We start from the raw sequence: 18,789 nt of genomic DNA, 5'->3' as shown, positions 1-18,789 counted from the left end.
ATCCGACCGGCATGCCGAACGGGTGGTAGCGAGCGGGTGACGGGTCGGCGCCGGAGGCCGCCTGGTCGACCGCTCCGACGCCGCAGCATGCCGGGAAGAGCTGTGCTTGCCCGGCGCTCCCACGGGTCGTGCCTTCAGCCTCCCCGGCTATGTCCCGTCGTCGTGGATGCCCGGGCTATGCGAGCAGGTCATCGTCACCGTGACCGAGCCGAAGCGCGAGCGTCTCGATCGCACGCACAGCCAGAGACGACGTGGCAGCGTCGATCGGAGCGCGCCCGAGAAGCTCCGCGCTACGGACACGCCCGTCCCGCGGAAAAGCGGCGATCACCTCGTGGTCGACCGCACGCGACACCCACCGCTCGTCCGCAGTGCGCGCGACGTTGTTCGCGACGAAATGGACGACAGCACGCTCCATACGTCTGCCAGCGTGATTCCGGCGCCATCGATAGGAGTGACCTTATGATTCGGCTGCCGATATGGCGGTCACGCTGACCCAGCTCTCGACCTTTCTCGCCGTCGCCCGGACCGGGTCGGTGAAGGCGGCGGCGGCGGAGCTTTTCGTCACACAGCCCTCCGTCTCCGCCGCTCTCGCCGCGCTCTCGCGTGAGTTCGGCACCCCTCTCACGGAACGCGTCGGGCGAACGGTGCGTCTTACTCCCGCCGGAGAGGCGTTCCTCCCCTACGCGGCCGACGTGCTCGGGGCCCTCGACCAGGGCAGGCGCGCTTCGCACGAGGCTGCCGCGACCAAGGCCCGCGAGGTGCGGATCGCCGCGGTGACCACCGCGGCTGAGTACGTGGTTCCGCCACTCCTGCGGCGGTTTGCCGACCTCCACCCAGGGACATCGCTCACGCTCGAGGTCGGCAACCGGGAGCGCGTGTTCCAGAGGGTTCGCGACCACCTGGTCGACATCGCGATCGGCGGCTCGCCGCCCGTCGGCGGCGGCCTCGCCGGCCACCCGTTCCTCCGGAACGAGATCGTCCTGATCGTCCCGCTCGAAGACGAGCTCGGCGGCCGCGAGAGGGTGAGCTTCGCCGACCTCGGGGGCCGAACCTGGCTTCTCCGCGAGGAGGGCTCGGGGACGAGGGCAATGGTCGAGGGACTGCTCGCGCGACATGGGATCGAACCGACCACGCTGACGCTCGGCTCCAACGGGGCGATCAAGCAGGCTGTCCGGATGGGCCTCGGGATCTCCCTCCAGTCACGCGTAGCGGTCGAGCTCGAGCTTCGCACCGGTCTCCTTGCGACCGCCCGGCTGCGCGGCCTCCCCTCGCGCAGCTGGTATGCGCTGACGACCGCCGGCGGCCATCGCCGTCCCGCTGTCGAGTGCTTCCTCGAATTCGTCACGAGCGCCGCCGCACGCTCAGCGCTCGCGGACGTGGACTGGTGAGAACAGCTGTGGATGAATAGCCTTTTGTCTAACGATCCCTTGGAAAGCTTCATTGCTCTCGATCTAAAGCTCGCGTACCGTAGTGCACGATCCGGTTCGCGACGAAGGGAGCGCAGATGACACCGACACCTGTTTCGGCGAACGGCCCGCCGAAGGACCGCTGGTCGGCCGGTGTGACGCCGTACGCGGAGATGGGCTACTACGACGCGGACTACGAGCCGAAGGACACTGACATCCTGGCGGCGTTCAGGATCACCCCGCAGCCGGGAATCGACGCGATCGAGGCCGCGGCGGCGGTCGCCGGCGAGTCGTCGACCGCGACCTGGACCGTCGTCTGGACAGACAGGCTGACCGATTACCAGCACTACCAGGCGAAGGCGTACAGCGTCGAGCCCGTCCCCGGCGTCGAGGGCCAGTACATCGCGCGGATCGCCTATGACCTCGACCTCTTCGAGGAGGGCTCGATCGCGAACATGACCTCGTCGATCATCGGCAACGTCTTCGGGTTCAAGGCGCTCCGCGCGCTGCGGCTCGAAGATCTGCGCATCCCGCCGCATTACGTCAAGACGTTCCAGGGACCGCCGCACGGGATCGTGATGGAGCGCGAGTACCTCGACAAGTTCGGGCGGCCGCTGCTCGGCGCGACCGTCAAGCCGAAGCTCGGGCTCTCGGCGAAGAACTACGGCCGGGTCGTCTACGAGGCGCTCCGAGGCGGGCTCGATTTCACGAAGGACGACGAGAACATCAACTCGCAGCCGTTCATGCGCTGGCGCGACCGGTTCGTCTACACGATGGAGGCCGTGCACAAGGCCTCGGCCGCGACCGGCGAGATCAAGGGCCACTACATGAACGTGACGGCCGCGTCGATGGAGGAGATGTACGAGCGCGCCGAGTTCGCGAAGGAGCTCGGCAGCGTGATCATCATGATGGACCTCACGGTCGGGTACACGGCGATGACGTCGATGTCGAAGTGGGCCCGGGCAAACGGCGTCATCCTCCACCTCCATCGGGCCGGGCACGGCACCTACACGCGCCAGAAGAACCACGGCGTCAGCTTCCGGGTGATCGCCAAGTGGTGCCGCCTGCTCGGCGTCGACCACATCCACGCGGGCACCGTCGTCGGCAAGCTCGAGGGCGACCCGAGCATGGTCAAGGGGTACTACGACACGCTGCGCGAGAACGTCGTCAAGGAGAACCCGGAGACGGGCATCTACTTCGACCAGGACTGGGCCTCGATGCCGGGCGTCATGCCCGTCGCCTCGGGCGGCATCCACGCAGGGCAGATGCATCAACTGCTCCACTACCTGGGCGAGGACGTCGTGCTGCAGTTCGGCGGCGGGACGATCGGACATCCCATGGGGATCGCTGCCGGCGCGACCGCGAACCGCGTCGCCGTCGAAGCGATGATCCAGGCCCGCAACGAGGGCCGCGAGTTCTTCGAGGAGGGGCCGGATATCCTCGCGAAGGCGGCGAAGGGCTGCCCGGAGCTCGACGCCGCACTCGAGATCTGGAAGGACATCACGTTCAACTTCGAGTCGACCGACACGCCGGATCGCGTCGTCACCCCGACGGTCGGTTGAGAGGACCATGATGCGACTCACCCAGGGCACGTTCTCGTACCTTCCCGACCTGACCGACGAGCAGATCGAGGCGCAGCTGCGATACGCGCTCGGCAACGGCTGGTCGATCTCGATCGAGTACACCGACGATCCCCACCCGCGGAACGCCTACTGGGAGATGTGGGGCATGCCGCTGTTCGACCTGACGCCCGACGATGTCGAATCGGCGATGCGCGAGGTGCGCGCGTGCCGCGAGGGGTTTCCCTCGCATTACGTCAAGGTGACCGCATACGACGCGTCGTACACGCGCCAGACGACCGCACTCGCCTTTATCGTCAACCGGCCCGCGGTCGAGCCGGGGTTCCGCCTCGACCGCACGGACGCGCACGATCGCGTCGTTCGCTACGGTCTTCGCGCCTATGCGACGGCGCAGCCGCCCGGGCGGCGCTACGGCGAAGGGGATGCGTGACCACCGTGGCCGGGCCCGCACCCGTCGAGGCCGACCTGGGAGCCGTGCTCGCCGAGACGAGCGTCGTCGAGGTGCTGAACCAGCTCGACCGCGACCTCGTCGGCCTCGAGCCGGTGAAGACGCGGATCCGCGAAATCGCCGCGCTGCTCGTCGTCGACCGGCTCCGCACCGAGGTCGGGCTCGCCTCGGAGCGGCCGTCGCTCCACATGTCCTTCACGGGGAACCCGGGCACGGGCAAGACCACGGTCGCGCTGCGGATCGCGGACATTCTCCACCGGCTCGGCTACATCGAGAAGCCACAGGTCGTCGCCTGTACGCGCGACGACCTCGTCGGTCAGTACGTCGGCCACACCGCGCCGAAGACGAAGGAGGTGCTGAAGCGCGCCTTCGGGGGTGTCCTCTTCATCGACGAGGCCTACTACCTCTACCGCCCCGAGAACGAGCGTGACTACGGGCAGGAGGCGATCGAGATCCTGCTCCAGGTGATGGAGGCCGAGCGCGACCGGCTCGTCGTCGTCCTCGCCGGCTACCGCGACCGGATGGACGACTTCTTCCGCTCGAACCCGGGGCTGAGCTCGCGCGTCGCACACCACATCGACTTTCCCGACTACGACCTCGAAGAGCTGATGGCGATCGCCGAGCTGATGCTCGAGCAGCAGAGCTACCGGTTCTCGGAGGAGGCGCGCGAGACATTCCGCGAGTACCTCGAGTTGCGAGTCGGGCGGCCACGGTTCTCGCACGCGCGCAGCGTCCGCAACGCGATCGACCGCGCGCGGCTGCGGCAGGCGAACCGGCTGTTCGCGCAAGGCGGCCGGCTCTCCGTCGACGAGCTGACGACGATCCTGCCCGAAGACATCCGCAAGAGCAGCCTGTTCGGCAACGACGTCCCGGAGCCCGTCGGGCCCGCGCGGAGCGCCGCCTGATGCCACGACCGATCATCCTCGGCGTCGTCGGCGACTCGGCGGCAGGCAAGACGACCCTCACCCGGGGCCTCGTTCGCGTGCTCGGCGAGGAAAACGTGACCCACGTGTGCACCGACGACTACCACCGCTTCGACCGCAAGCAGCGCGCCGAGAGAAATCTCACGCCCCTTCACCCCGACTGCAACTACGTCGACGTGATCGCCCAGCACCTCGGTCACCTGCGTGCAGGAGAGCCGATCCTGAAGCCGATCTATACGCACAGCGACGGGACGTTCGGGGCCCCGGTCTACGTCAAGCCGGCCCGCTTCACGGTCGTCGAGGGTCTGCTCGGCTACCACACGGAGGCGATGCGGCAGGTCTACGACGTCCGCGTCTTCCTCTCCCCGCCCGAGGAGCTGCGCCGCGCCTGGAAGGTGCGGCGCGACTGCTCGCGCCGCGGGTATACGACCGACCAGGTGCTCGCCGAGCTCGACCGGCGCGAGGCCGACTCGGAGGCGTTCATCCGGCCGCAGGAGCGGTACGCCGACATCGTCGTGCGCTACCTGCCGAGCGGCGACCGCGACCAGGAGCACCTCGACGCGGAGCTCGTGCTCCGCTCGAGCCTGCGTCACCCCGATCTGAGCGGGCTCGTCGACGGCGACGCCGGGATCACCCTGAGCGAGCGCAGCGACGAGGTGATCCTCCGTGTCTCGGGCTCGGTCGAGCCCGAGACGGCCGCGGAGATCGAGGAGGCGATCTGGGAGCGGATGCATTTCGCGAGCCATCTCCGCTCGGAGCGGCTCGGGGAGTTCACGATCGGCACCGACCTCCATCGCTCGGAATCGCTCGCCGTGATCCAGGTGCTGATCCTCTACCACCTGATCACCGCGAAGGCGAGCCTCGCACTCGGCGGCGACGGGACTCGAGCGCCGTCCGGGATTCCGGAGGCCGTCCACACCTGACGGGTGCCGACTCGGGCGCGCGGATCCGCCTGCGCTTCCGGTTCGGGCATGAGGGAGCACACATGCTCGTCCCGACGGCCTCGACCGGAGGGGCAACCCCTGCTTCACCCGCACCGGCTCTCGGGCGCAGGATCGTGCGGATGGAGCCGGTCCGACCGCTCGACCTCCTGCTCGCGACGGTCGCCGTCGCCGCCCCGCCGGAGGCGAGGTTCGCGGCGTCGTCTGGACGCCGGAGTGCGTCGCGCTCGGCGAGTACCGCGCGCGCCCGGGACGTCGTCGTCGGGCCCGGCCGGACTCCTCGACATCGACCTCGGCAAGGCCGGAGCTCAGCGCGGGTAGGCGGCGGCGACCCCCCCATCCACGTTGACGACGTTGCCCGTCGACTTCGACGAGCGGTTGCTGGCGAAGAAGACGATCGCCTCGGCCACGTCCTCGGCGTCGACGTTGACGCCGAGCGTCGTCCGCGCGCGGTAGAACGCGGGCAGCTCCTCCTCGCTCACGCCGTACGTCCTCGCGCGCGCGGCCTGCCAGTCCGAGGACCAGATGCTCGAGCCCTCGATCACCGCGTCGGGGTTCACCGTGTTGACGCGGATCCCGCACGACCCGCCCTCCTCGGCCAGACAGCGCGCGAGGTGCAGGGTCGCCGCTTTGGCGGACGAGTAGGCGGCTGCGTTCTTGCCAGCGACGAGCGCGTTCTTCGACCCGACGAAGACGATCGATCCGCCGGCGCCCTGTTCGATGAGCACGCGGAAGGCCTCGCGCGCGGCCAGGAAATAGCCGCGGACGAGGATCGAGTAGTTCCGCTCCCAGTCGGCCACGGTCGTCTCGGTGATCGCCGCGCTCGTGGAGATCCCGGCGGAGCAGACGAGAATGTCGAGGCCGCCGTAGGAGAGCACAGCCTGCCGCACCATCTCGGCGACCGCCTCCTCGCTCGTCACGTCGACGGGGACGGCGAGCGCGCGACGCCCGCCCCGGCGCTCGCAGATCTCCTGCGCCACCGCGCTAGCGCCCTCCACGTTCAGGTCGGCCACGACGACGTGCGCGCCGAGCTCCGCGAGCCGCCGCGCCGCCGCGCGGCCGATCCCGCTTGCACCGCCCGTGACGAGGGCTATCTTGCCGGCGAGCTCGCCGCGCGGCGGCGCCTGCGTAAGCTTGTAGCGCTCGAGCGGCCAGTACTCGACCGCGAACGCCTCCGCCTCGCTCAGCGAGCGGAAGCCGCCCGCCGCCTCGGCCGCGGCCTCGACGACGACGGCCCGCTGGTAGAGGTCGCGCGAGAACCGTGCCCTGCCGGCGTCGGCGCCGCTCGCCACGATCCCGACCCCGGGGACGAGGACGACGCGCGGGCCCGCCGGGTCGATCGGGAAAGGCCGGCTCTCGTCGGTGAGGTTCCGCTCGTAGTACTCGCGGTACCAGGCCGCGTACTCCTCGACGCCGCGCCGGAACGCCTCCGCCAGGTCCGCGGCCGAGTGCCGGTCGGGGTCGAAGTCCACGACGAGCGGCTTGTGCTTGGTGTTGATGAGGTGGTCGGGGCAGGGAGCACCCACCTGGCTGACCGCGGGGCCGCGCTGGGACGAGACAAAGGAGACGGACGCGGCGCTGCGGTCGACCTCGAGCACGAGGCCGTCAGTGTCCGCGAGTAGCGCGCCACGCAGCGCCGGCAGGGATGCGGCGAGCAGGTCCTCGGCCTCGCGGTCGTCGAGCGATCGTACGCGCTGCCCACCCAGGCCGAAGCGGTCGCCCGCGGCAGCGTTGAGCGCCTCGGCCGCGCGCGCGACGAACTCGAGCGTGTTGTGGTAGGCCTCCTCGCTCGTCTCGCCCCACGTGACGAGGCCATGCTTCTCGAGCAGGACGGCGCGCGCACTCGGGCTCGCCTCGAGGAGCTCGGCGATCCGCCTCGACATGTCGAAGCCCGGCCGCTGATACCCGAGCCAGACCGCCTCGTCACCAAAGGCCTCCTCGACGAGCCGGTGCCCGTTCGGCGACGAGGTGAGGGCGATGATCGCGTCCGGATGGGTGTGGTCGACGTGAGCGGCCGGGACGAACGCGTGCAGGAGCGCCTCGATCGACGGTCGGGGCTGGTCGGGCGCGAGCGCGCAGCGCCGCAGGTGGTCGACCATCTCCCCGTCGTCCATGCGCGCGCGCGCGCGGAGCGGCAGGATCTCGTCCACGCGCAGCGCGGCGAAGCCGACAGCGGTGATCGTCGCGAGGTCGGTGCCCGACCCCTTGACCCACAGCGTCCGCGTCTCACGGCCGGCGTGGTCGACCGTGACGCCCTTTGCCGACGTGTTCCCGCCGCCCTGGTTGGCGAGCGCGCGGTCGGCGCCGAGCAGGTTTGAGCGGTACACGACCTCCTCGACGCCGCTCAGGCCCGCGGCGGCGGCCGCATCCCACAGATCGGCGGGACTCGGGATGCCGCCGGTGCTCGCGCCGCTCTCGACCCTCCTCTCCGACTGGTTGGTCATCTCCCCACCTCTCAGATCGCGCTTGTCGCGGGTTCCCGTACCGCCGTCCCGCCGAGCCAGCCACGACCGCGCAGCTCCTCGACGAAGCGAGCGTAACTCTCGCGCAGTGCCGCCTCCTCGCGCTCCTCGGGCGCGACCTCCTCCCGGATCTCGACCATCGCAGCCGCGGCCGCGGTCAGGTTCTCGTGCATCGTCCCGGCGGCGGCGAGCAGGGCCGCGCCGAATGCCGACGTCGGGCTCGCGGGGACGGCGAGCGGCCGGCCGAGCACGGTGGCGCGGATGCGGTTCCAGACGCGGCTTCTGCTCGCGCCGCCGGCGGTCGCGATCGGTCCCTCGGGGGACGCCCCGAGCGCGCTCAGGTGATCGTAGGCGAGGCGCTCGAGGAAGGCGACGCCCTCGAGCGCGGCCCGGTAGGCCTCGACCTCGTCCACGGGCTCGCCGACGACGAAGCCCTCGGCCGTCGGCGCGAGGAAGGGAAAGCGCTCGCCCGAGCGGACGAGCGGGTAGGAGAGGCAGGCCGCCGGGCCGCGCGCGGCGGCCGCGCGGTCGAGCGCGGCCAGGTCGGCGCCGGCGTAACGCGCGGCGAGCGCCTCGCCGCCCGTGTTCGAGGCGCCGCCCGGCAGCCACCAGCCGTCCGGGTGGAGGTGGCTGTAGACGACGCCGGCCGGATCGCGGACGAGCTCTCTCGTGGCGCCCTTGATCACGAGCGTCGTCCCGAGCACGCTGACGAACCGGCCCGGCGACACGGCGCCACCCGCGAGCTGCGCGGCGCAGCCGTCCGTCATCCCGAGCCGAACCTCGCAGCCCTCCGGCAGCCCCGTCTCGCGCGCGGCCGCCGCGCAGACGCGGCCGGCGAGGCTCGCCGGCGGCTGCACCCGCGGCAGCAGACGCGCCGGCACCCCGAGGGCCTCGTAGACCTCGGACGGCCACTCGCGCCGCAGCAGGTCGTAGCCGCTCTTCAGCGCGTGGCTCCAGTCCGTCGGCGGTGGCTCGCCGAGCAGCCTGGCGACGACGAGATCGGACTCGCCCCAGGCATGTGCCACGCCGACAAGGGCTCCCCGCCGCGCGAGCCACGCGAGCTTGGCGATCGTGAACGACGGGCCGATGCGGAGACCTAGCGCCTCCCAGCGCTCCCGGCCGAGCTCCTGCGCACGCTCGGCCTCGACGGCCGCGCGTCGGTCGTCGTAGAGGAGCGCCGGGCCGACCGGCTCGCCGGCGCTGTCGGCGAGCACGACCGTGCCGGACGTCGTCGCGGCGGCAACCGCGACGATCCGCCCGCGGTCGGGACCGAGCGCGCCGGTGGCGCGCCGGAGCGCCTCCGCGGCGGCCGGCCACCAGGCCCGCGCGTCCTGCTCGGCCCAGCCGGGCGCCGGGCGCCGCGGCGGAGGCAGCGCGACGGCCGCCGAGGCGACCGTCCGCCCTCGCTCGTCGACGCAAGCGACGCGGACGCCTTGCGTCGCCACGTCGACGCCGGCCGCGATCCCCGAGCGCACCGCCTCGCTCATCGCGCCACCGCCAGTCGCTCGAGCGCGTCCGGGAGCTCAGCGAGCGAGCGGATGACGGCGTCCGGCTCGGCGAGCTGCTCGGCCGTCGGCTCCGGCGGCGCCTCGCCGCGGAGGATCCAGACCGACCGCAGACCCGCCGACTTCGCGGGCCGGATGTCGATGTCGAGCCGGTTGCCGACGTACGTCGCCTCGCCCGCCTCGCACCCGGCCACGCTGAGCGCGTGGGCGAAGATGCGGGGGTCCGGCTTCTCGCGCCCGATCTCGTCGGAGATGACCCAGACGTCGAAGAGGAGGGCGATGCCGTCGCGCTCGAGCGCCGAGCGCGTCGTGTCCGGCTGGTTGGCGAGCACGCCGAGCCGATAACGCGAAGCGAGCCGCTCGAGGGCCGGACGGACGTCGGCGTAGAGCGCCTCGGGCGGATAGCGCCACCGCCGCCTCGCGCGCGCGGAGAGCTCCACGACATCGGCGCCCGCTCCGAGGAACCGCGCCGCAAGCGCCCGCCGAATCCCGGCCTGCGCCCGCCGACAGCCGTCGTACTCGCGCCAGAAGTCCTCCTCGGTGACCTCGGCACCGAGCTCGCGCAGCGCCCCGAGCAGAGCACGCGCATACCAGACGTCGTCGTAGATCGGCCCGCCCACGTCCAGGAACACAATCTCCCGCCGCCTGCTCACGGCACCTGCTCACCAGCGAGCCGGGCGCGCCGCTCGAGCTCGTCGGCGCGGCCGGCGAGCTCCGCCACGCTCACGGCCGCCAGCGTGCGGGCGCCGCCGGCGGCAATCGCACCCGCGCGAATCCGCGCCGCCTTGACCGCCATCGCCGTCACCGCCTCTGCCTCCGCGACCGACTGCCCGAGAGCGACGAGGCCGTGGTTGCCGAGCAGAATCGCCCGCGGAGGCTCGCCGTATTGGTCGACGAACGCGCGCAGCCGCGGCGCAAGGGCGCGGGCGACCGCGAGCCCCGGCTCGAAGTAAGGAACGTAGAGGGACGCCGGGCCACACACGACGACCTCGTCGGGGAAGAGGGGGCCGGAGAAGATCTCCTCCGCGGCGGCTGCGCAGAGAAGACCGTTGAGGACGGTCGGATGGGTGTGCGCGACGTAGCGCCCACTGCCGAGCCCGAGCGCGACCACGTGCACGAACGTCTCGATCGACGGCTCGCCGGGCCCCGGCGAGGGCTCGACGCGCGCGGCGCGAAGCAGCTCCCGCACCTCCGTCTCGGCGAGCTCACCATCGTCGAGCACGGCCTCGAGCAGCGGCGCGAGCCGCAGCCGCACGAAGTCGCGGGCCTCGATGCCGTCGAGCCGGGCGCCGCTCGCCTTGACGAGGAAGGAGCCGTCCTCGAGCAGCGCCGACGTGTTTCCCTCGGCGAGGATGACGTAGTCGCGCTCGGGCCGGCCGAGCGCGCGCGAAAGGGCGACCAGCTTTTCGAGCCGCGCCGCGCCGCTGTTCCCCGCCCCGCTCATGACGCTCCGTAGCGCCGCTGCGCGAAGCTGTTGAGGAGCGCGCTCCCGACGAGAATTCCGCCCAGCGCCGCCTGCTGCCAGATCGGGTCGATGCTAGCGAGGTTCATGCCGTTGTTGACGAGCGTGATTAACACCGTGGCGATCACGACCGGCGGCACCGCCCCGGCGCCGCCGGTGATCGCGACGCCGCCGAGGACGGCGATCGTGATCGACTGGAGTTCGAGGCCGAAGCCGGCGTCCGGACGCGCACTCGCGAAGCGGGCCGAGGTCACGATCGCGACTATCGCGGCCAGCATTCCGGAGATCGCGAACGCCGAGAAGCGCCCGAGCACGACCGGTCCCGCCGCGAAGCGAGCGGCGAGGGCGTTCGTGCCGAGCCCGTACAGGTGCCGCCCGAAGACGGTGAAACGGAGCATGAACCAGACCGTCACGATAGCCGGCAGGTAGACGAGGAGCGTCTGCCGGGGGATCCCCTGCCAGTAGAGCGCGAGGTCGTACAGCCGCGGCGGCAGGTCGGAAATCGGCACCGTGTTCGTGATCACAACCGCGAGCGAGCCGTACGCGAACAGCGTCGCCAGCGTCACGATCAGCGCGGGCAGGCCCGCGACGGCGACGAAGAAACCGTTGATCGCGCCGAGGAAGGTGCCGAAGAGCACGGTCAGGAGCACCGCCGGCCAGAGACCGACCCGGTGGCTCGCAACGAGCTCGCCGAAGAAGACGCTCGCGAGGCTCACCGCCGAGCCGACGGAGAGGTCGATCGCGCCGCGGCCGGTGACGATCACGATCAGCTGCGCGAGCGCGAGGATCCCGACCTCGACCGCGAAGGCGGTGCTGCCGACGAGGTTGTTGTAGGTGAAGAACTCGACGACGAAGCTCGCGTTGAACGCGACCAGGCCGCCGAGCAGGATCAACAGCAGTGCCGTCCGCTCGACGAGCAGGAAGCGCAGGAGCGCGGACGGGCTCAGGTCGACACGGGGACGCCGCCCCGCACGCGCCTGGATCATTGCTCAACCCTTCGTCGCCGGAGCAGGTCGAGCGCCACCGTCGCGAGGATCAGGGCGCCGAGGATCAGGCCCGTGTAGAGGGCCGACAGGTTGACGATCACGAGCGCGTTGCGGATCGTGCCAACGAGCAGCGCCCCGAGCAGCGTCCCGATCACCGTGCCCTTGCCGCCGAGGATGCTCGTGCCGCCGATGACGACGGCGGCGATCACGTCGAGCTCGAACCCGACGCCGACGTTCGTCTGCACGACGCCGGTCCCGCCCACGAAGACGATGGACGCGACGCCGACGAGCGTGCCGGTGATCGTGTAGACGAAGATCGTGCGCTTGAGCACCGAGACGCCCGCGAGCCGCGCGGTCTCGGCGTTGCCGCCGAGCGCGTAGAGGTGCCGCCCCGTCGGACGGCAGCGCAGGTAGTACGTCGCCACGGCGGCGAGCGCCATCGCGATCCACCAGGCGAAGGGCAGACCGGCGAGCCGTCCGCTGCCGAAGTAGCCGAGCGTGTCCGGCAGGCCCGAGAGCCACCTCCCGCCGGTGACCTTGAAGCTGACCACCCGCAGGATGTTCAGCATCCCGAAGGTGATGATGATCGAGTGGACGCGGCCGAACGCGATCAGGAGGCCGTTGACGAGCCCGATCGCCGTGCCGACGGCGACACCGACCGCGATCGCCCCCGGGACGCCGGCGCCGTCCTGGACCTGCTGGCCGACGACGACCGCGCAGACGGCCAGCGCCGAGCCGACGGACACGTCGATCCCGCCGGTGACGATCACCATCGTCATGCCGACGCCGACGATGGCGACCTGCGCCACGGCGAGCAGGATGTTGTTGACGTTGTCGAGGGTACGGAACTGCGGGTAGGCGATGCTGAGAACCGTCCCCAGCACGAGGAGCACGGCGACGATCGACGCCTCGCGCGTCTCGATCGCCCGCCTCCAGCCGGGCCGGCGCAGGCGCGGCAGGAGCACGCCCTCGGTCGCGACAGCCTCCGACCGCTCAGGCACCGCGATCGGGGCTCCCTCCGTTTGCAGCGCCGTTGTCGCCAATCGCGGCGCGCAGGACGACGGCGGACTCGGCCTCGCCGCGCGCGTAGCTGCTGTGGATCCGCCCGCTGCGCACGACGAGGACCCGGTCGGCGAGCTTCATCACCTCGGGCAGCTCCGAGCTGAGCACGACGACCGCGGTGCCACCGTCGGCGAGCTCGAAGATCAGGCGGTGGATCTCCCCCTTCGTCTCGACGTCGACGCCCCGCGTCGGCTCGTCGAGGATGATGAGCTTCGGTCGGCCGACGAGCTGGCGCGCGAGCAGGACCTTCTGCTGGTTTCCGCCCGAGAGCGCGCCCACCTTCGTCGCAGCGCTCGGCGCCTTGACCGCGAGCGCCTTCATCAGCCGGCCGGCGACGGCGCGCTCCCGGCCGGCGAAGACGAGCACCCGCAACCGGCTGAGCAGCCGGTAGTTGCCGACGCAGATGTTGTAGGTGATGGAGAGCGGGGCGAAGAGCCCCTGCGTTTTGCGATCCTTCGGGAGCAGGGCGAGGCCGTGGCTGACTGCGTCGCGCGGCTTGCCGACCCTGACCGGGCGACCCTCGAGCTCGATCGTCCCGTTGTCGGGCGGCTCGATCCCGTAGAGGGCGTGCGCGACATCGGTCGCGCCCGAGCCGATCAGGCCGAAGAAGCCGACGATCTCGCCGCGGGCGACCTCGAAGCACACGTCCTCGAACTTCCCGTCGCGCGTCAGGCCGCGGACGCGGAGGACGACGTCGGCCCCCTCCGGCCGCTTGCGCGGGATCGCGGCGTGCAGCTTGCGGCCGGCCATCAGCTCGACGACCCGGCCGACCGTCAGCTCGCCGCGCGGCTGCGCTGCGACCACCTGGCCGTCCTTGAGGATCGTCACGCGGTCGGCGATCTCGAAGATCTCCTCGAGGCGGTGGCTGATGTAGATCGTCGCCACGCCGCGCTCGCGCAGCTGACGGATGACGCCGAACAGCGTCTCCGTCTCGCGCTGCGTCAGGATCGCAGAGGGCTCGTCGTAGATGATCACGCGCGCGTCCTGCGCGAGCGCTTTGCAGATCAGGACGAGCTGCTGCTCGGCCAGGCTGAGGTCGCCCATTCGCTGCCCGTCGAGCGAGGGGTCGAGATAGAGGCTCGAGAGCAGCTCGCGGACTCGCTCCCGCTGCGCCCCCATGTCGACGCTGCCGAAGCGGTCGCGCAGCTCGCGGCCGAGAAAGACGTTCTCGACGACGGAGAGGTCGGGGAAGATCTGGGGCTCCTGGTAGACGGTCACGACACCGAGCCGGAAGGCCTGCTGCGTCGAGGTGATCTCGACACGCTCGCCGTCGATGTGGATCTCGCCCGCGTCCGGCTGCTCCGCCCCGGCGATGATCTTGATCAGGGTCGACTTCCCGGCGCCGTTCTCTCCGACGAGCGCGTGCACCTCGCCCTCGTGCACGTCGAAGTCGACCTTGCGCAGCGCCTGGACGCCGAAGAAGCGCTTGTCGATGCCGCGAAGGGAGAGGAGCGCGTGGCTCCTCTCCCTCTCGGCGACTGCCGGGCCTGCGGCCAAGCTAGAACAGACCCTCGTACTTGGCGATGTTCGCCTTTGTGAACACGGTCGGCGGACCGAGCCGGAGCTCCTGCTTCGCCGAGTAGTACGTCACCGTGCCGACCGGGCCGCCAACGTTGTACTTGCCCGGCTTGAACGTCTTGCCGTCAGCCAGGTACTTGGCCGCCCAGACGGTCAAGTAGCCGAGGTTGACCGGGTTCCAGAGCACGACCTTGGCCTGCGCGCCGCTCTTGATGTACGGCGCCATCACCGTCGGCGTGCTGATGCCGGTCGAGAAGACCTTGCCGATCTTCTTCATCTCGGTGATCGCCTGCGCGACGCCCGGCGCGGAGACCGAGCACTGGCCGACGAGGCCACTGAGGTCGGGATTGGCCGTCATCAGGTCCTTGGCGAGCTTCACCGCCTGCGCCTGGTCCTCACCGGCGTAGACGACCGTGACGAGCTTCATCTTCGGGTACTTCTTCGCGATGTACCTCTTCTGCACCGCGATCCAGGAGTTGAGGTTCTGGGCCGTGGGGCCGCACGAGACGATTGCCCACTTGCCCTTGCCGCCCATCTGCGACGCGAGCGCCTCGCTGACGGCGACGCCGATGCCTTCGCCACTCGCCTGGTTCACCCACACCTCGCGGTTGCCGGCCGCGTCGGTGTCGGACGAGAGCGTCTTGATGCCCGCGGCCTTCGCGCGCGCCAGGATCGGCTTGACGGCGACCGCGTCGTTGGGCGCCACGGCAATCGCGTCGACGCGCCGCGAGATCAGCGAGTCGATGATCTCGATCTGCTTCGCCGAGTCGGCGGTCGTCGGGCCCTGGTAGATGAAGTCGACGCCGAGCTTCTTCGCGGCCGCCTGGCCGCCCTTCTGCATCGCGTTGAAGTACGGAATGCCGATCAGCTTCGGCACGAACGCGATCTTGTAGCGTTTCTGCGCGGCGCCGCTGCTGCCGCCGGGAAGGGCGACGGCGACGAGAGTCGCGGCGAGCGCCAGCACGATCGCGGCCAACCCTCTCTTCTTCGTGAACATCTGTCCTCCAGTCGTGTGTTCTCCGGCCCGGCCTGGACGGCCGGCCTGTTCCGCGTTGCGTCTCTCCTCCTACCGTTGCGCCGGTTCGATCACCCCCCTCCCACCGACGAGCGGCTCCGGCCGAGTCGCCGGAGCCTGGACAAGAGCGTCGAAACGCCCGTACGCGTCCTCCCACGGGCCGCGGTCGTGCGGCTCGTAGACCGCGGGCGAGAACGAGTTGCGGACGACCTCACGGGCCTCATCGAGCGAGGCGAGCTCACCGAGCGCCATCGCCTGCACGGCGAGGTTGCCGATCTCCGCCGCCTCCACCGGCCCTGCGATGACCGGGAGGCCGGTCGCGTCGGCCGTCCACTGGCAGAGCGGCCGGTTCATGGCGCCGCCGCCGACGACGTGGATCTCGGCAGGCGCGACGCCGGTGGCCGCATCGAGCAGGCCGATCGTCTGGCGGTACTTGAGCGCGAGGCTCTCGAGGACGCAGCGGACGACGACCGCCGGCTCCGCCGGCGCCTCCTGCCCGGTGCGGACGCAGAACTCGCGGATCCGCGCGGGCATGTCGCCCGGCGGCAGAAAGGCGGGCTCGTTCGGGTCGATGAAGGAGCGCGGCGGCGGTGCCTGCTCGGCCATCGCGACGAGCTCGGCGAACTCCCACTCCCGCCCCTCGAGCGCCCAGGCGCGCCGGCATTCGTGCAGGAGCCAGAGTCCGGTGACGTTCCTGAGCAGCCGGAACGTGCCGCCGACGCCGCCCTCGTTCGTCAGGTTCGCCGAGAAGGTGCGGTCGTCGATCACCGGGGCGGCGACCTCGACGCCGACGAGCGACCAGGTGCCCGAGCTGATGTAGGCGGAGCCCGGGTGCCGGAACGGAACCGCGGCGACGGCGGAGCCGGTGTCGTGGCTCGCCGGGGCGACGACGACGGCACCCTGGAGCCGCGTCTCCTCGACCACCTCGTCGCGCACCGGGCCGAGGACGGTTCCGGGCGGGACGACCTCCGGGAACAGCCGCGAGGAGACCCCGAGCCGCTCGAGCACGTCGAGCGCCCACACCCCCTTCCGCGGGTCGAAGCACTGGCTCGTCGTCGCGGCGGTGAACTCGCATGCCTTGACGCCGCTCAGCCAGTAGTGGAAGAGGTCGGGCATCATCAGGAAGGTCTCCGCGACCTCGAGCGCCGGATCGCCGGCGGCGGCCATCGACCAGAGCTGGAAGACGCTGTTGATCGACATCAGCTGGATGCCGGTCCGCTCGTAGAGCTCCTGCGCCGGGACGCGCGCGAACACCTCCTCCATCGCGCCGTCGGTGCGGCGGTCGCGGTGGTGCACGGGGTTCTGCACGAGCCGGCCGGCGCGGTCGAGGAGCGCGAAGTCGAGCCCCCACGTGTCGACGCCGACGGAGTCGATCCGGCCGCCCGCCTCGCGCGCGGCCGCGCGGAGCCCCTGGAGGATCCCGTCGTGGAGGCGGAGCGCGTCCCAGTGGAGCGTGCCGTGCACGCACACCGGGACGTTCGGGAAGCGGTGGATCTCGGCGACCGAGAGCGTCTCGCCGTCGAAGCGGCCGAGGGCGACGCGCCCGCTCTGCGCGCCGACGTCGACGGAGACCATCGTCGCCATCAGGCGGTCCTCGCCTCCGCCGGGTGCGCGGGCGCGTCCGGGGCGCGCCGGTGGAGCCCGCGCGGCTCTCCGGGGCCGGCCTCCCGGCCCGCGCCCGGTTCGACCGCGACCACGTCCACGCCGCGGTCGCGCCAGCCCTCGACGAGGTCGGCAGGGGCGTCCGCATCGGTGACGATCGCGTGGACGCCCTCCGCCGGCACGAACGAGAGCAGTGCCGAGCGGGACCACTTCGTGTGGTCGAAGATCCCGATCACGCGCTCGCACGCGCTCGCCAGCTCCTGCTTTAGCCGCACCTCCTCCGGGTTCAGGTCCATCAGCCCCCGCTCGAAGCTGAGACCGCGTGCGCCGAAGAAGCCCATGTTGATGCGCGTCGTCCGCAGGACGTCGGTGGCGAGGTCGCCGACGAGCGACATCGCCGCCCGCCGCAGCATCCCGCCGGTCAGGATGACGCTGATGCCCGGCGCCTCGGCGAGCGCGGCCGCGATCAGGAGGCCGTTCGTGACGACGACGAGCTCCTTCTTCCCCTTCAGCTCGAGCGCGGTGTAGTAGGCGGTCGTACTGCAGTCGAGTGCGATCGCCTCGCCGTCGCCGACCATAGCGGCCGCGGCCCTGGCGATCGCCCGCTTTTCGACCGGCTGCAGGCGCAGCCGCATGTCGAAGCCGAGCTCCGACTGGGGGCGCTGGAGCGCCCGGACGCCGCCGCGCACGCGCGCGACCAGGCCCTGGCGAGCGAGCTCGGCGAGGTCGCTGCGCACCGTGACCTCGGAAACCGAAAACTCTTCCGCAAGCTCGGAGACACGGATCCCGCCCCGGGTCTCGAGGAGCTCGAGGACGAGCTGCATACGCTCAACCGGCGTGAGATTCGGCATCGGCGCGCGTCCCGTCCCGTCTCGCTGTCACTCTTGTATGACCTGGCACGAACGGGTGGAGCTTACGATCCCTTTCGATTTCTGTCAATAGGGATTTCGGTTTCGCGCGCGGCGACGCGCGCCGGGCGGACGGCACGGGGCGGCCGGCTAGGCTGCGTACTTCGCCTCGAGGCCCTTGAGGTAGGCGAGGCCCTCGGAGACGAGCGTGTCGCTGTCGGGCGCGAGCTGACGCCAGACGTACGTCGCCGCCCGCATCGCCTCGGCGATGTCGACGAAGGACTCGAGGCCGACGAAGCCGGCGTAGCCTCCGTCGGCGAGCGCGCGCATGATCGCGTCCCAGTCGACCGTGCCGCGGCCGGGGATGCCGCGGTGGCTCTCGCTCAGGTGGAAGTGGACGAGGTGCGGGACGACCGACAGCGTCGTCTCGTAGAAGTCCTCCTCCTCGATGTTCATGTGGTAGGCGTCGAGGTGGATGCCGACGTTCGGCTCGTCGATCAGCTCCAGCAGTCGGCGCGCCTGCGCGGCCGTGTTGACGAGGAACGTCTCGTACCGGTTGATCGGCTCGAGCCCGATCGTGACGCTGCGCCCCTGCGCGTGGCGAGCCGCCGCCTTCAGCACCTCGGCGGCGCGCTCGTAGTCGGCCTCCTCGACGCGCCGGTCGATGCGCCTGCCGATCGCCGAGTAGACGACGCCCGTGAAGACCGACGCGCCCATGTTCGCCGTCAGGTCGATGCAGCGCGTGAGGAGCTCGAGGCCGCGGCGCCGGACGTCCTTGTCCTCGCTCGACGGATCGGCGTGCTCCGGCAGAGCCAGCGATGTGAGCACCTCGAGCCCGCACGCCTGCGCCCGCGCCGCGATCGCCGCGGGGTCGACCTTGTCCGGCTCCATGAGCGGAATCTCGACGGCGTCGAGCCCGAGCTCCCTGACGTGGTCGATGATCGGAAGGTCGGCGTTCGACCAGCTCGAGGTCCACGCGTAGGCGTGGACGGCGTAGCGGAGCCCGGTCGCGGCCATTGGTGTCCCGAATC

Annotated in this window: 17 protein-coding genes; 5 read left to right on the top strand and 12 right to left on the bottom strand. The window is 71.0% G+C overall.

Annotated features, from left to right (window positions below; translation table 11 throughout):
- Nucleotides 1–175: 175 nt before the first annotated feature.
- Nucleotides 176–415, bottom strand: a complete 240-nt coding sequence (locus tag Gocc_RS01200) for an ATP-binding protein (protein ID WP_114794708.1) — start codon at nucleotides 413–415, stop codon at nucleotides 176–178.
- Between the two features lie 61 nt (nucleotides 416–476).
- Between Gocc_RS01200 and Gocc_RS01195 the strand changes: the two genes are divergently transcribed.
- From Gocc_RS01195 to Gocc_RS01175, 5 genes are all read left to right on the top strand, one after another.
- Nucleotides 477–1,388 carry a LysR family transcriptional regulator gene (locus Gocc_RS01195; RefSeq protein WP_114794707.1) on the top strand — a complete coding sequence of 304 codons (912 nt, stop codon included), beginning with the start codon at nucleotides 477–479 and terminating at the stop codon, nucleotides 1,386–1,388.
- Nucleotides 1,389–1,504: 116 nt separating this feature from the next.
- Nucleotides 1,505–2,968, top strand: a complete 1,464-nt coding sequence (locus tag Gocc_RS01190) for a form I ribulose bisphosphate carboxylase large subunit (RefSeq protein ID WP_114794706.1) — start codon at nucleotides 1,505–1,507, stop codon at nucleotides 2,966–2,968.
- 10 nt (nucleotides 2,969–2,978) lie between these two features.
- Nucleotides 2,979–3,416 carry a ribulose bisphosphate carboxylase small subunit gene (locus tag Gocc_RS01185; RefSeq protein ID WP_114795125.1) on the top strand — a complete coding sequence of 146 codons (438 nt, stop codon included), beginning with the start codon at nucleotides 2,979–2,981 and terminating at the stop codon, nucleotides 3,414–3,416.
- 5 nt (nucleotides 3,417–3,421) lie between these two features.
- Nucleotides 3,422–4,339 carry a CbbX protein gene (gene cbbX, locus Gocc_RS01180; protein WP_422717971.1) on the top strand — a complete coding sequence of 306 codons (918 nt, stop codon included), beginning with the start codon at nucleotides 3,422–3,424 and terminating at the stop codon, nucleotides 4,337–4,339.
- Nucleotides 4,339–5,280, top strand: a complete 942-nt coding sequence (locus tag Gocc_RS01175; RefSeq protein WP_114794704.1) for a phosphoribulokinase — start codon at nucleotides 4,339–4,341, stop codon at nucleotides 5,278–5,280. Before cbbX ends, Gocc_RS01175 begins: the two co-directional genes overlap by 1 nt.
- Nucleotides 5,281–5,606: 326 nt before the next feature.
- On the opposite strand, the gene rhaD is transcribed toward Gocc_RS01175, so the two are convergent.
- The 11 genes from rhaD to Gocc_RS01120 form a co-directional block, all read right to left on the bottom strand.
- A complete protein-coding gene (gene rhaD, locus Gocc_RS01170; protein WP_114794703.1) occupies nucleotides 5,607–7,742 on the bottom strand; it encodes a bifunctional rhamnulose-1-phosphate aldolase/short-chain dehydrogenase in 2,136 nt (711 codons plus the stop codon).
- 11 nt (nucleotides 7,743–7,753) lie between these two features.
- Entirely contained in the window at nucleotides 7,754–9,247 is a 1,494-nt protein-coding gene (locus Gocc_RS01165; RefSeq protein WP_114794702.1) for an FGGY-family carbohydrate kinase, read from the bottom strand.
- Nucleotides 9,244–9,918, bottom strand: a complete 675-nt coding sequence (locus tag Gocc_RS01160) for an HAD family hydrolase (protein ID WP_114794701.1) — start codon at nucleotides 9,916–9,918, stop codon at nucleotides 9,244–9,246. Before Gocc_RS01160 ends, Gocc_RS01165 begins: the two co-directional genes overlap by 4 nt.
- A complete protein-coding gene (locus Gocc_RS01155) occupies nucleotides 9,915–10,709 on the bottom strand; it encodes a class II aldolase/adducin family protein (RefSeq protein ID WP_114794700.1) in 795 nt (264 codons plus the stop codon). The genes Gocc_RS01160 and Gocc_RS01155 overlap by 4 nt, the downstream gene beginning before the upstream one ends.
- Complete coding sequence (locus tag Gocc_RS01150; protein WP_114794699.1) at nucleotides 10,706–11,713, bottom strand: ABC transporter permease; 1,008 nt, start codon at nucleotides 11,711–11,713, stop codon at nucleotides 10,706–10,708. The genes Gocc_RS01155 and Gocc_RS01150 overlap by 4 nt, the downstream gene beginning before the upstream one ends.
- Nucleotides 11,710–12,714, bottom strand: a complete 1,005-nt coding sequence (locus Gocc_RS01145; RefSeq protein WP_181813275.1) for an ABC transporter permease — start codon at nucleotides 12,712–12,714, stop codon at nucleotides 11,710–11,712. Before Gocc_RS01145 ends, Gocc_RS01150 begins: the two co-directional genes overlap by 4 nt.
- Nucleotides 12,707–14,272: a sugar ABC transporter ATP-binding protein gene (locus Gocc_RS01140; protein WP_220150380.1), complete on the bottom strand. Its 1,566-nt coding sequence runs from the start codon at nucleotides 14,270–14,272 to the stop codon at nucleotides 12,707–12,709. Before Gocc_RS01140 ends, Gocc_RS01145 begins: the two co-directional genes overlap by 8 nt.
- 1 nt (nucleotide 14,273) lies before the next feature.
- Nucleotides 14,274–15,269: an autoinducer 2 ABC transporter substrate-binding protein gene (locus Gocc_RS01135; RefSeq protein ID WP_220150379.1), complete on the bottom strand. Its 996-nt coding sequence runs from the start codon at nucleotides 15,267–15,269 to the stop codon at nucleotides 14,274–14,276.
- A gap of 90 nt (nucleotides 15,270–15,359) precedes the next feature.
- Nucleotides 15,360–16,892, bottom strand: a complete 1,533-nt coding sequence (locus tag Gocc_RS01130) for a rhamnulokinase (RefSeq protein WP_114794696.1) — start codon at nucleotides 16,890–16,892, stop codon at nucleotides 15,360–15,362.
- Nucleotides 16,892–17,734 (bottom strand): DeoR/GlpR family DNA-binding transcription regulator, encoded by an 843-nt coding sequence (locus tag Gocc_RS01125; protein ID WP_181813274.1) that lies wholly within the window; start codon nucleotides 17,732–17,734, stop codon nucleotides 16,892–16,894. The genes Gocc_RS01130 and Gocc_RS01125 overlap by 1 nt, the downstream gene beginning before the upstream one ends.
- A gap of 174 nt (nucleotides 17,735–17,908) precedes the next feature.
- The gene (locus tag Gocc_RS01120; RefSeq protein WP_114794694.1) at nucleotides 17,909–18,775 is read right to left on the bottom strand and encodes a sugar phosphate isomerase/epimerase family protein; all 867 of its coding nucleotides are present in this window, start codon (nucleotides 18,773–18,775) and stop codon (nucleotides 17,909–17,911) included.
- Between the last annotated feature and the right edge of the window lie 14 nt (nucleotides 18,776–18,789).

It is taken from the genome of Gaiella occulta (assembly GCF_003351045.1).
Classification (GTDB): domain Bacteria; phylum Actinomycetota; class Thermoleophilia; order Gaiellales; family Gaiellaceae; genus Gaiella; species Gaiella occulta.
This window is presented reverse-complemented; position numbering and strand designations above follow the sequence as displayed.